The organism is Sulfitobacter sp. PM12, from assembly GCF_045586035.1.
In the GTDB taxonomy this organism is placed as follows: domain Bacteria; phylum Pseudomonadota; class Alphaproteobacteria; order Rhodobacterales; family Rhodobacteraceae; genus Sulfitobacter; species Sulfitobacter pontiacus.
The window spans coordinates 692,773-705,426 of sequence record NZ_CP151529.1 but is presented as its reverse complement, the minus strand read 5'-3'; the positions used below and the strand labels follow the sequence as shown (position 1 = coordinate 705,426).

Genomic DNA, 12,654 nt, shown 5'->3' with positions numbered 1-12,654 from the left:
ACCCCCGCGCCGCGCCGTATGTTGCAAGGCTGTAGCCTTTGACCAGTAGGAAATGCAAGTGATGAGACGCGCCTTGGCGACGCTGACGATGGTTTTTGCCCTCGCCCTTCCGGCCCATGCCGAAAGGCCGCGTCCGCTGGGATGGGCGATGGACGCCATGCGCGCGGGCAGCTGGGATAATGCCGCCCTGATTGCGCGCCGTGACGGGGCCGTTGCGGTAGATGTGATCGAATGGCACCGCCTGCGCGCCGGACGGGGCACCTATGCCGAGGTGACAGATTTCCTTAGCCGCCGCCCTGATTGGCCGGGCGAGGCCTATCTGCGCAGACAGTCCGAAGAGGCCGTGATCCGCGAGGGTGACAAGGCGATACTGGATTTCTTTACCGGTCAGGGCCCGCAGACGCCCGAGGGTGTGCTGGCCCATGCTGCAGCGCTGCTGCGTGCGGATCGTCTGGGCGAGGCACAGGCGCGGCTGGTGCTGGCATGGCGTACCCTCCCCATGAGCGGGAACGATCAGGCAAAGTTTATTGACGCACATGGGCCTTTGCTGAAACCGCACCACGCCGCCCGTCTGGACGAGATGCTATGGCAACGGGAACACGCCGAAGCCCGCCAGATGTTCGATCTGGTCAGTGATGCCGACAAGGCGCTGGCCGAAACCCGCATCGCCTTGCAAAATCTGGACGGCGACGTAAACGCCCTGATCGACGCGCTGCCCGCCAGCAAGGCCGGTGATCCGGGGCTACAGGCTGACCGCTTTGAATGGCGCATCCGCAAAGGCTACGGCGACAGCGCCAAGGATCTGATGCTGTCGCAATCGATCAGCGCTGCGGCCCTTGGTCAGCCCGCCGCATGGGCCAACCGCCGCCGCGCGTTGGCGCGGGATGAAATGCGCAATGGCGATCCGGCGCGGGCCTATCAGATGGCGTCGAAACACTTCCTGTCCGAAGGGTCACATTTCGCGGACCTTGAATGGCTGTCGGGCTATATCGCCCTGCGGTTCCTCAAAGACCCCAAGCTGGCGCTTGGTCACTTTCAGGCCCATGACGGCGCGGTAGAATCCCCCATCAGCCAAGGGCGCGCCGGCTATTGGCAGGGCCGCGCGTATCAAGCCATGGGCGATGCCGAGGGCGCGACCAAAGCCTATGCCCAAGGTGCGAAGTTCCAATCCTCTTTCTACGGTCTGCTTGCGGCAGAGCGGGGCAATCTGCCGTTCGATACAAGCCTTGCGGGCGCGCCCCCTGAACAGGACTGGCGCACATCGGCGCTGGCACAGGCACCGCTGTTTCAGGCGGGGCTGCTGCTGCAAGCCTCGGGCGAGCTGTCGACCGCCGAACGGTTCTGGACCCATCTGGCAGAGCAGCTGATCACCGAAGACGCTGCCCTTCTGGGACAGGCCGCGATTGACGTGGGCCAACCGCATCTGGCCGTGATGATCGGCAAACGTGTGGCGCAACGGGGCATCACCATCGCCGGCCCCTATTACGCGCTGCATGATGCGATCAAGCTGGACCTGAACATGGCCCCCGAGATGGTGCTGGCCATCGCCCGCCGCGAAAGCGAATTCGATCCCGTGGTCCAAAGCCATGTGGGCGCACGTGGTCTGATGCAGCTGATGCCCGCCACGGCCAAGGATGTCGCCCGCGATCTGGAGATCAGCGCGCTGCACACCACCGACCGACTGACCGCCGACCCCGAATACAATGCTTTGCTGGGGTCCGAATACCTGTCGCAAATGGCGGGCCGGTTTAACGGGAATGTGGTCATGGTCTCGGCCGCGTATAACGCCGGCCCCTCGCGTCCGACGCGCTGGATGGACACCTACGGCGACCCGCGCGAGGGCGACATCGATATCGTCGACTGGATAGAGATGATCCCTTTCCGCGAGACGCAGAACTATGTGATGCGGGTGACCGAAAGCCTGCCCGTTTACCGCGCGCGCATGGGCAAAGACCCCCTGCCCCAACCCTTTACAGAGGAACTAACGGGCACGACCCTTTTGCCGTTCGCGCCAAAAGGTGAATAGCCCCGCCGCGACGATCAGCGCCGCCCCGATGGCGACATTGGGGCGCACGGTTTCGCCAAAGGCGCTGATGCCGATGATCGCGGCAAAGACCAGTTGCAAATAGGCAAAGGGCTGCACCGCGCTCGCCTCGGCCACTTCGTAGCAGCGGATCAACAGCCAGTGGCCCGTAACGCCGGTGATGCACAGGCACCCCATGATCAGCCAGTCGCTGGCGATCATCGGCTCCCAATACCACAGCCCCGTGGCTGTCATCGCCACTGACCCGGTGACGCCGGTCCAGAAAAAGCTGGTGGCGGTCTTGTCCTTGCGCCCGACATAGCGGGTCAGCAACCCGTAGACCGCGAACATCGCGGCCGCCACCAGCGGGATCACGGCGGCGGGGTCAAAGACGCTCATCCCCGGCTGCAGAATGATCAACACCCCGATAAAACCGACCCCGATCGCCGCCCATCTGCGCCAGCCGACACTCTCCCCCAGAACGGGGCCGGACAGGGCGGCAACCAGCAGCGGATAACAGGTAAAGACCGCGTGGCTTTCCACAAGGCCAAGGATCGTGAAGGCGACGATCATCACGCAGATCTCGGCCGCCAGCAGTAGCCCGCGGAATATCTGGAGCACCGGCTGGCTCGTCCGCGCCGCCGCCCGCAACCCGCCCGCATGGCGTTTGGCCAGCGCGATCACAAAGGCCGCGAAAAACCAGTAGCGGATCATCACCACCATCATCACGTTGTATTCAGACGCCAGATGCCGCGACAGCCCGTCCTGCACCGCAAACACAAAGGTCGTGATCACCATTAAGGTGATGCCAAGCGGGATATTGTTCGACTGCGCCGCAGCCGCCGCGCGGTTGGTGGCCATGCTCATACGCGCACAGCCCGCGTCATGTGTCGCTTGCGTCCATAGCCGGTCGTGCGCTCGACCGCGAAGCCCGCGCTTTCCAGCGCGCGACGGACCGCGCCAGCGGCGGTATAGGTCGCGGCCGTGCCAAACGGTGCCGTGTGCCGTGCTACATCGTGCAGCAGCTCCGGCTCCCACAGCTCGGGGTTTTTGGCGGGGGAAAACCCGTCAAGAAACCACGCATCCGCCAGCCCGTCCCACGCGGGCACCGCGCGCCGCGCATCGCCGATCACCACGGTCAGCACCACATCGCCAAAGCGCATCTCTCCACCTTCGGGCGACCAGGCGTCCAGCAGCGCGTCGCGCTTGCCATCGAAGTCAGGAAAGGACTGATGCGCTTGGGCCATATCCTCGGAGGACATCGGGAAGGCTTCGAAAGAGGTGAAATGCAGCGTGCCCTTCGCGCCATGCCGCGCCCACGCGTCCCAAGCCACGAGAAAGTTCAGCCCCGTGCCGAACCCCAACTCTCCGATGCGGAACCCGTCGCGGAAGCGGTTGGTCAGGTCATTCCCGTCAATAAAGACATGCTGCGTTTCCTCTACCCCGTTGTCGAGGCTGAAGTACGGGTCGTCGAACTTGGAGGACACGGGCACACCGCTTTCTTTCCATTCGATATCAGCTGTCTGGTTCTCCATGGGATGGCCTTGTGCTATGGGCGATGCCGAACACTGCGCAAAAAGGGCAAGGATTGGCAATGGCCGAAATCACGATACGCGGCGCGGGGATATTCGGGCTATCCGTGGCATGGGCCTGCGTGCAACGCGGCGCGGTTGTGCAGGTGATCGATCCGAATGGGCCCGCCGCAGGCAGCAGCGGCGGCATCGTCGGCGCGCTGGCCCCGCATGTGCCTGAAAACTGGAACGCCAAGAAAGCTTTTCAACGCGACAGCCTGCTGATGGCCGAAGGGTTCTGGCAAGCGGTTGAACAGGCGGGCGGCGGCAACGCGGGCTATGCCCGCAAGGGGCGCCTGCAACCCGTGGCCGATGACGCGGCACTGGCACTGGCACAGCAGCGGGCCGAAACCGCCAAGGCGCTGTGGCAGGGTCAGGCCACATGGTCCGTGATCCGCGCGAGTGACACCCCGTGGCAGCCCGACAGCCCCACCGGCTGGCTGATCCACGACACGCTAAGCGGTCTGATCCACCCCCGCCACGCCTGCGACGCGCTGGTGCGGGCACTGGCGGCCAAAGGCGTGACGGTGCAGGCGGAAGGCGAAGATCGAGGACAGGTGCTGTGGGCGACGGGCGTCGCGGGGCTGACGCAAATGACCGCCAATCACAGCCGTCTGGTCGGCGCAGGCATCAAGGGTCAGGCCGCGCTGCTGGACTATGACGCGCGCGGCTTACCACAGCTCTTTGCGGGCGGTGTGCATATCATCCCGCATAGCGACGGCACCACCGCCATCGGATCAACGACAGAGCGCGCCTATACCTCGCCCACCGAGACGGACGCGCAGCTTGATGACGTGATCGCCGCCGCACGTGCCGCGGTGCCCGTGTTGCGAGATGCGCCGGTGATCACCCGCTGGGCCGGCGTGCGCCCGCGCAGCCGCAGCCGTGCCCCGATGCTGGGGCCCTTGCCCGACGCTCCGGGGCAGTTCGTGGCCAATGGCGGGTTCAAGATCGGGTTCGGCATGGCCCCCAAAGTGGCCGAGGTCATGGCCGAGCTGATGCTGGACGGGCGCGATACCATCCCCGAGGGGTTCCGCGTCGAAGACAACCTCTAGCGCCGCGGCGGCCCGTCAGCCCCCTAAGGCACCTCTTAATCGCAAAAGGGCCCCGGCAGATGCCGAGGCCCTTTCACGTTCATGTCGCTAACGCTTAGGCAGCGTTTGGCAGGATCACGATTTCAACGCGGCGGTTTTGCGCTTTGCCCGCTGCGTTCAGGTTGCTTGCCACCGGCTGGCTTTCGCCCCGGCCCACAGATTGGATGCGGCTGCCGGGAACGCCGTTCGACACCAGCACATTCGCAACGGCGCGCGCACGGCCTTCGGACAGCTGCTGGTTATAAGACGCTTCGCCATCGCTATCGGTGTGACCGACGATTTGCAGCGTGGAGTTGCTGTAGACGTTCACGTTCCGCGCCAGTGCGGCCAGATCGTTTTGCATACCGGCCTGAACCTGCGTGCTGTCTGTCGCGAACAGGATGTCCTGCGGCAGGGTCACGATCAGACGGTCACCTGTGTTGGTGATGATCACGTCGGAATCCAGCTGACGGCGCAGGTCGGCCTCTTGCTTGTCCAGCGAATAGCCATAGCCAGCACCCAATGCACCGCCAGCGACCGCACCGGCCAAGGCACCTTGCGCACGGTTGCCGTCGCCTTTGGACAGCGCACCGATCACAGCACCGGTACCTGCACCGATCAGCGCACCGTTACGAGTGTTGGCGTTCGGGTCGTTGGGGTTGCCGCCAATCGGACCGGGTTCACAAGCAGCCAGCGCCAGAACGCTTGTCAGAGCTACAGCAATGGAGGTTTTCGAAAGTGTCATATCTTATTCTGCCTTTAAGTTGTGGCCCCGTTCGGGCGAGGCAATCGTCACATAACGCTTTACACCAGCCTTTGTTCCCGTTGAACCGGCAGCTTCAAACCCATAGGCAGCAACCCGCCGATACCCTCACGCGTCGACGCGGGCGGATTCAAAGGCCAGCATGGCGCGTTTGACCGGCAGCCCCCAGTGATAGCCCCCTAGCCCACCGGATTTGCGCAAGGCGCGATGGCAGGGGATCAACCAGCTGATCGGGTTACGCCCCACCGCCGTGCCCACAGCGCGGACCGCTTTGGGCGTACCGATGGTCTGGGCGATTTCGGAATAGGTGGTCACATGACCCGACGGGATCGCCAGCAAAGCCTCCCACACCTTGATCTGGAAGGGCGCGCCGATCAGATACATCGGGGTTTTGTCCGTCCCGTCTCCCTGTACGCCAAAGGCAATCTGCACCCAGTCGCGCAGCACCGCCGGATCCTCGCGGAATGTCGCACCCGGCCAGCGACGGCATAGATCCTCCATCGCGGCCTCGGTGCCCATCTCGGCCGAGAAAGCCAGCCCGCAGATCCCCCGTGGCGTGCCCATGACCAGTGCCGGGCCAAAGGGGCTGTCGAACCACCCCCACGAGATCACAAGCCCGTCGCCCTTGCGGGCGAAATCGCCAGGGCTCATGGCTTCCCACCGCAGGAACATGTCGTGCAGCCGGCCAGAGCCGGACAGCCCCAGTTCGTGCGCCGTGTCGAGCGTGGTAAAGCGGTCGCGCAGCAGCGATTTGGCGTGATCCAGCATCAGGTATTGCTGATAGCGTTTCGGTGACACCCCCACCCACTGCGAGAAGAGCCGCTGGAAATGCGCCGTGCTCATCCCCATTTCGCCCGCGATCTGATCCAGCGCCAGCGGGTCGGCGGCGGCATCGATCAGATCAATCGCCCGCCGCATCACACCGTAGTGATAGGCGCTGCCGTCTGCGGTGGCGGCACCTTCGGGGGCGGTGGTTTGGGGCGTGTGCTGTGCATGTGTCATAGGGGCAGACTACGGCAGGCCCCGCCCCCGCGCGACCCGAAACATGCGCCAAATGACGCAGCCCCCTGCCGCAGCGACGCCCGTAAAATCCGCCGCGCGCGGCTTGCCCTGAGAGGCGAAACCACGCATACCCTTGGCGCATGGCCAAAACCCTTGATTATCACACGATCCGCGAGATTTTCACCCGCTTTCAGGACGCCGAGGCGGAACCGAAAGGCGAGCTGGATCACACCAACGTCTATACGTTGCTGGTCGCTGTCGCGCTGAGCGCGCAGGCCACGGATGCGGGGGTGAACAAGGCCACCAAATCCCTGTTCGAGATTGTCGAGCACCCGCAGCAGATGCTGGACCTCGGGCTGGAAGGGCTGACCGAACATATCAAGACGATCGGCCTGTTCCGCCAGAAGGCCAAGAACGTGATGAAGCTGAGCCAGATTCTGGTGGATGACTATGACGGGGTCGTGCCCAACAGCCGCGCGGCGCTGCAATCGTTGCCCGGCGTGGGCCGCAAGACGGCGAATGTCGTGCTGAATATGTGGTGGCACTATCCGGCGCAGGCGGTGGACACGCATATCTTTCGCGTCGGCAATCGCACACGCATCGCCCCCGGCAAAACCGTCGATGCCGTAGAACGCGCGATCGAGGATAATATCCCCGTCGATTTCCAACACCATGCCCACCACTGGATGATCCTGCACGGGCGATACCATTGCAAAGCACGCAAACCCCTATGCAGAACCTGCATCATCCGTGACCTTTGCCCCTATGAGGAAAAAACCGAATGACCCAATACGAAGTGGTTGGCATCGGCAACGCTGTTGTCGATGTGATCTCGCATGCGGATGACGCTTTTCTGCAAGATAACGGCATTGAAAAAGGCATTATGCAGCTGATCGAGCGTGACCGCGCCGAAAACCTGTATGCGACAATGCAAGACCGTCTGCAGACCCCCGGCGGGTCGGTCGCCAATACCATTGCGGGCATCGGCGCGCTTGGCTTGCCCACGGCCTTTATCGGGCGGGTGAATGACGATGAGCTGGGTCAGTTCTATGCCAAAGCGATGACAGACATCGGCATTGATTTTGTCAACGCGCCTGTGACCGGGGGCGAGAACCCGACCTCGCGCTGCATGATCTTTGTGACCCCGGATGGGGAACGCTCTTTGAACACCTATCTTGGGATCTCCACTGGGCTTACCTCGGACGACGTTCCGCAGGCGGTGGCCTCCAGGGCCAAGCTGATGTTCCTCGAAGGCTACCTTTTTGACCACGACGCCGGCAAAACCGCCTTCCGCGAAGCGGCCCGCGCAGCGACGGCGGGCGGCGGCATGGCGGGGATCGCGATTTCCGACCCCTTCTGCGTGGAACGCCACCGGGATGACTTCCTTGCGCTGATCGAAAACGATCTGGGCTACGTCATCGGCAACGAAGCCGAGATCCGCGCCCTGTGGGAAACCGACGATCTGGAAGACGCGCTGACCCGCACCGCGGCGATCTGTGACACGGTCGTCTGCACCCGTTCCGGCGACGGCGTGACGCTGATCCGCAAGGGCGAACGTGTCGACGTGCCGGTGACCAAGGTGACCCCCGTGGATGCCACAGGTGCCGGCGATCAATTCGCGGCGGGGTTCCTCTATGGCATGGCCACGGGCCGCGACCTCGAGACATGCGGCAAGATGGGCAACATCTGCGCGGCCGAGGTGATCAGCCACATTGGCCCGCGCCCGCAGACCTCGATGATGGAGCTGTTCAAGGAAAAAGGGCTGGTCTGATGCTGACCGACGGATATCACGACGTACCGCTTGGCAAGCTGGCGATGGTTGTCACACATCTTGAGATGCGCGAGGCCGCCCCCCTGCGGGATGTCCCCGCCCCGGAGGGCGTGACCTTGCGCGCGTTGACCCCGACACCGGACTGGTACCGTGATATCTTTCGGCGGGTCGGACAGGATTGGCTGTGGTTCGGGCGGCTCACAAAAACCGACGCCGAATTGCAGGCGCTGTTGTCGGATGCGGACACGCAGTTTTTCACGCTGACCAAGGACGGTCGCGACGAGGCGCTGCTCGAGCTCAAGTTCACGGCTGATGGCACGTGCGAGCTGGCCTATTTCGGACTGACCCCCGCGCTGATCGGGTCGGGTGCCGGGCGCTATCTGATGAACCACGCGATCCGCACGGCTTGGGCGCGGCCGATCTCGCGGTTCCATCTACATACCTGCACGCTCGACAGTCCGCAGGCGCTGTCCTTTTACATCCGCAGCGGGTTTACCCCGTTCAAGCGGCAGGTCGAGGTCGCGGATGATCCGCGGCTGATCGATCTGTTGGACAAGGACGCAGGGGCGCATGTGCCGACCATCGGCTAGCGCCCCCGTGGCTCACCCCATCCGTTCAGAGGCGTAAGACCCCGGCGAGGCAGGGAAGACCACCGTCTTGTTGCCATTCACAAACACGCGCCGGTGGATATGCGCGTGAATGGCCCGCGCCAATACCTGACTTTCGACATCCCGCCCGAGCGAGACATAGTCTTCGGCGGATTGTGCATGGGTGACGCGCACGATGTCCTGTTCGATGATCGGCCCTTCATCCAGATCAGCGGTCACATAATGCGATGTCGCCCCGATCAGCTTGACCCCGCGCTGGAACGCTTGCTTATACGGGTTCGCCCCCTTGAAGCTGGGCAGGAAAGAATGGTGGATATTGATGATCCGCCCCGACATCTTCTGGCACATTTCGTCCGACAGGATCTGCATGTAGCGCGCCAGCACGATCAGCTCGGCCCCCGCGTCTTCGACCACAGCCATGATCCGCGCCTCGGCGTCGGCTTTGTTTTCCGGCGTGACCTTGATGCAGTGGAACGGGATGTCGTTGTTCACAACGACCTTTTGATAGTCCATATGGTTGGACACCACCGCGACAATATCGATCGGCAACGCGCCAATACGCCAGCGGTACAGCAAATCGTTCAGACAATGCCCGAAGCGCGAGACCATGATGACGACCTTCATCTTCACCGCTTCGTCGTGGAACTCATAGGCCATGTCAAAGGGCCGCGCCGCATCGGCAAAACCGTCTGAGAGGGTCGCCAGATCAACCTCGGCTTCGCTTTCAAAGCTGACGCGCATGAAGAAACCGCCGGTTTCCTTATCGTCGAACTGGGCACTGTCCGAGATGTTGCAGCCTTGATCGGCCAGATAATTCGCAATCGCCGCAACAACCCCGCGCGCAGAGGGGCAGGTCACGGTCAGGGCATATGTCTTCATCGGGATTTTTCCTGTGGCAAAGCGGTCCGACGTCGCGCGCCGATAGCCACCTGTTTCCTATCCGCCCCCGCCCCGTCAAGTTCGCGACGGCCGAAAAAGACACGCGACGCCTGCGCGGCCGGTCAAATCAGCACAATCGGTTTCCGATCATGCACATTGACCCATATCCGCTACGCAATCGGGCAGAGGGTGAACGCGGCCCGCCCCTTTGTCAGGCGTCGGCGAAATGCTCGACAAAGGCGTTGACCACAGCGGTATAGACCTCGCGCTTGAACGGAACGATGTTGTCAACCAGTTCGCGCACCGGCAACCAGCGCCAGTCCGAGAATTCGGGGTGTTCGGTGTCCAGGTTGATCTCGTCATCCGACCCGTGAAAGCGCAGCAGGAACCATTTCTGCTCTTGCCCGCGGAACCGGCCTTTCCAGATGTTGGGCACCAGTTCGATCGGCAGGTCATAGGGCAACCAGCCCTCGGTCTGTGCCACCACGGTGACAGAGCTTGGGGGGATGCCTGTCTCTTCCTCCAGCTCGCGCAGGGCGGCAACTTCGGCGTGTTCGCCCTTTTCGACGCCGCCTTGCGGCATCTGCCATGCGTCCTGATCCCGGTCCCGACGTTGCCCGACAAACACATGCCCGTCGGCGTTGACCAGCATGACCCCGACACAGGGGCGATAGGGCAGTCGGGCGATTTCTTCTGGCGTCATATCGGGGGCCTTTCGCGGCAAGAGAAGTCATACCGGCGTTAGCACGAATCCCGCGCCCATGTATATTGGCTTACGCAGCGTTGTGCGTGACAGAACCGCAGGCTTGGGGTGAACTGCCGCACAGAACGGTCCAGTACCCTACATTCAGCCCTCGAAAGGTTTGCCAAATGTCCGACTATCCGCACCTGCTTGCCCCGCTTGATCTGGGGTTCACGACGTTGAAGAACCGCGTGTTGATGGGGTCTATGCACACCGGGCTTGAGGAAACACAGGACTGGAACCGCGTCGCCGAATTCTACGCCACCCGCGCGCGTGGCGATGTGGGGCTGATGGTGACAGGCGGCATCGGGCCGAACCCCGAAGGGTCGGTCGCGCATGGTGCCGCGATGATGCTGTCGCAAAAGGACGTGGACAACCACAGCATCGTCACCGACCGCGTGCACGAGGCAGGCGGCAAGATCGCGATGCAGATCCTGCACGCGGGGCGCTATGCCTTCAGCCCCGATTGCGTCGCCCCCTCGGCGATCAAATCCCCCATTTCGATGTTTGCCCCGAAAGAACTGGACGCGGAAGGCATCGAAAAGCAGATCAGCGATATCGCCGCCTGCGCCCTGCGTGCCAAACAGGCAGGCTATGACGGGGTAGAGGTGATGGGCTCCGAAGGGTATTTCCTGAACCAGTTCCTCGTCACCCACACCAACAAACGGACCGACGAATGGGGCGGGTCGTACGAGAACCGCATGAGGCTGCCAGTCGAGGTCGTGCGCCGCGTCCGCGAGGCCGTGGGCCCCGATTTCATCCTCATCTACCGTTTGTCGATGATCGACCTGATCCCCAACGGCTCAACCTTTGAAGAGGTCGTGCAGCTTGCCAAGGCGGTAGAGGCCGCAGGGGCCACGATCATCAACACCGGCATCGGCTGGCACGAGGCGCGCATCCCGACGATCCAGACCTCGGTGCCGCGCGCGGCTTTTGCATGGGTCACGAAAAAGCTGATGGGTCAGGTGAACATCCCGCTGATCACCTCCAACCGGATCAACACGCCCGAGGTCGCCGAAGAGGTGCTGTTGGACGGCTGCGCCGATATGGTGTCGATGGCGCGGCCCATGCTGGCCGATGCCGATTTCGTCGCCAAGGCCGCCGCCGGAAAATCGGCCGAGATCGCGCCTTGTATCGCCTGCAACCAAGCCTGTCTGGACCATACCTTTGGCGGCAAAATCTCGAGCTGTCTGGTCAACCCGCGCGCCTGCTACGAGACTGAACTACGCGTCAATCCTGTTGACGCGGCCAAGACAATCGCCGTGGTGGGCGCGGGCCCTGCGGGGCTCTCTGCCGCCATCACCGCGGCAGAGCGCGGCCATACGGTCACCGTGTTTGACCGCGCAGCCGAGATCGGCGGCCAGTTGAACCTTGCCAAGCAGGTCGCCGGCAAAGAGGAGTTCTGGGGCCTCGTCGACTGGTATCGGGAGATGATCAAGAAATACGACGTCACCGTCAAGCTGAACACCGAGGTCTCGGCCAATGATCTGGGCGATTATGACGAGGTGATTATCGCCACCGGCGTTATTCCCCGCGACCCGCAAATCCCCGGTCAGGACGCGGGCAATGTGGTCAGCTATATTGACATCCTGAACGGCACCGTCACCGCTGGTCAGCGTGTCGCTGTCATCGGCGCGGGCGGCATCGGTTTCGATGTGTCCGAACATCTGGTGCATGACGGGGACAGCACCACCACCAACCTGCCCGAATGGATGAAGGAATGGGGCGTCACCGACCCCGCCGATCACCGCTCTGGCCTCGCGCCCGAAGGTCCGCAGCCGCACGCCCCCGCGCGCGAAGTGACCATGCTGCAGCGCAAGACCACCAAGGTCGGCAAGGGCTTGGGCAAGACGACCGGCTGGATCCACCGCGCGTCCCTGACCATGAAGAACGTGCAGATGATCGCGGGCGTCAACTACGAGAAGATCGATGCAGAGGGCCTGCACATCAGCTTTGGCGAAGCGCGTGAAAAGCCGCAGGTGATCGCGGCGGATACGATCGTGCTTTGTGCCGGTCAGCTGTCGGACCGGTCGCTGGCCGACGCGCTAGAGGTCAAGGGCATCCCGTGCCATGTCATCGGCGGCGCGGATGTCGCGGCTGAACTGGATGCGAAACGCGCGATTGACCAAGGCACCCGTCTGGCCGCTGCGCTGTAAGGTATGTCGACGAAAACGGGGCAGGCTGTCGGGGCCTGCCCCGTCTTTCGCCCGCGCCACAAGGGC

At 63.1% G+C, this 12,654-nt stretch carries 12 protein-coding genes; 6 read left to right on the top strand and 6 right to left on the bottom strand.

The genetic code is table 11. The features are described from left to right. The first annotated feature begins 52 nt into the window (after positions 1 to 52). Positions 53 to 2,026, top strand: coding sequence for a lytic transglycosylase domain-containing protein (locus AADW22_RS03325; RefSeq protein ID WP_407474256.1), 1,974 nt, complete (start codon positions 53 to 55; stop codon positions 2,024 to 2,026). On the opposite strand, the gene AADW22_RS03320 is transcribed toward AADW22_RS03325, so the two are convergent. Together AADW22_RS03320 and mnmD are read right to left on the bottom strand one after the other, a co-directional pair. Further along, positions 1,982 to 2,890, bottom strand: coding sequence for a DMT family transporter (locus AADW22_RS03320; RefSeq protein WP_051577598.1), 909 nt, complete (start codon positions 2,888 to 2,890; stop codon positions 1,982 to 1,984). The two genes, AADW22_RS03325 and AADW22_RS03320, sit on opposite strands and share 45 nt — an antisense overlap. After that, positions 2,887 to 3,558: a tRNA (5-methylaminomethyl-2-thiouridine)(34)-methyltransferase MnmD gene (gene mnmD, locus AADW22_RS03315; protein WP_407474255.1), complete on the bottom strand. Its 672-nt coding sequence runs from the start codon at positions 3,556 to 3,558 to the stop codon at positions 2,887 to 2,889. The genes AADW22_RS03320 and mnmD overlap by 4 nt, the downstream gene beginning before the upstream one ends. Positions 3,559 to 3,617: 59 nt before the next feature. Between mnmD and AADW22_RS03310 the strand changes: the two genes are divergently transcribed. Next, positions 3,618 to 4,649: an NAD(P)/FAD-dependent oxidoreductase gene (locus tag AADW22_RS03310; protein ID WP_407474254.1), complete on the top strand. Its 1,032-nt coding sequence runs from the start codon at positions 3,618 to 3,620 to the stop codon at positions 4,647 to 4,649. Between the two features lie 94 nt (positions 4,650 to 4,743). Here the strand turns inward: AADW22_RS03310 and AADW22_RS03305 are convergent, their stop codons facing one another. Both AADW22_RS03305 and AADW22_RS03300 read right to left on the bottom strand, forming a co-directional pair. Then, positions 4,744 to 5,412, bottom strand: coding sequence for an OmpA family protein (locus AADW22_RS03305; RefSeq protein ID WP_005851133.1), 669 nt, complete (start codon positions 5,410 to 5,412; stop codon positions 4,744 to 4,746). Positions 5,413 to 5,538: 126 nt separating this feature from the next. Further along, positions 5,539 to 6,432, bottom strand: a complete 894-nt coding sequence (locus tag AADW22_RS03300; protein WP_407474253.1) for a methylated-DNA--[protein]-cysteine S-methyltransferase — start codon at positions 6,430 to 6,432, stop codon at positions 5,539 to 5,541. Positions 6,433 to 6,572: 140 nt separating this feature from the next. Here AADW22_RS03300 and nth point away from each other — a divergent pair, with 140 nt between their 5' ends. From nth to AADW22_RS03285, 3 genes are read left to right on the top strand one after another with little or no spacing between them, the layout of a single operon-like run. Beyond that, positions 6,573 to 7,217 (top strand): endonuclease III, encoded by a 645-nt coding sequence (gene nth / locus AADW22_RS03295; RefSeq protein ID WP_005851129.1) that lies wholly within the window; start codon positions 6,573 to 6,575, stop codon positions 7,215 to 7,217. Then, positions 7,214 to 8,203, top strand: coding sequence for an adenosine kinase (locus AADW22_RS03290; RefSeq protein ID WP_407474252.1), 990 nt, complete (start codon positions 7,214 to 7,216; stop codon positions 8,201 to 8,203). The genes nth and AADW22_RS03290 overlap by 4 nt, the downstream gene beginning before the upstream one ends. Beyond that, the gene (locus tag AADW22_RS03285; RefSeq protein ID WP_407474251.1) at positions 8,203 to 8,793 is read left to right on the top strand and encodes a GNAT family N-acetyltransferase; all 591 of its coding nucleotides are present in this window, start codon (positions 8,203 to 8,205) and stop codon (positions 8,791 to 8,793) included. The genes AADW22_RS03290 and AADW22_RS03285 overlap by 1 nt, the downstream gene beginning before the upstream one ends. 12 nt (positions 8,794 to 8,805) lie before the next feature. Here AADW22_RS03285 and purU read toward each other — a convergent pair whose 3' ends face one another. Further along, on the bottom strand, positions 8,806 to 9,690 hold the full coding sequence (purU, locus tag AADW22_RS03280) for a formyltetrahydrofolate deformylase (RefSeq protein ID WP_005851123.1): 885 nt from the start codon (positions 9,688 to 9,690) through the stop codon (positions 8,806 to 8,808). Between the two features lie 211 nt (positions 9,691 to 9,901). After that, positions 9,902 to 10,393, bottom strand: coding sequence for an RNA pyrophosphohydrolase (locus tag AADW22_RS03275; protein ID WP_005851121.1), 492 nt, complete (start codon positions 10,391 to 10,393; stop codon positions 9,902 to 9,904). Positions 10,394 to 10,560: 167 nt separating this feature from the next. Between AADW22_RS03275 and AADW22_RS03270 the strand changes: the two genes are divergently transcribed. Beyond that, entirely contained in the window at positions 10,561 to 12,588 is a 2,028-nt protein-coding gene (locus AADW22_RS03270) for an FAD-dependent oxidoreductase (RefSeq protein ID WP_407474250.1), read from the top strand. Positions 12,589 to 12,654 lie beyond the last annotated feature (66 nt).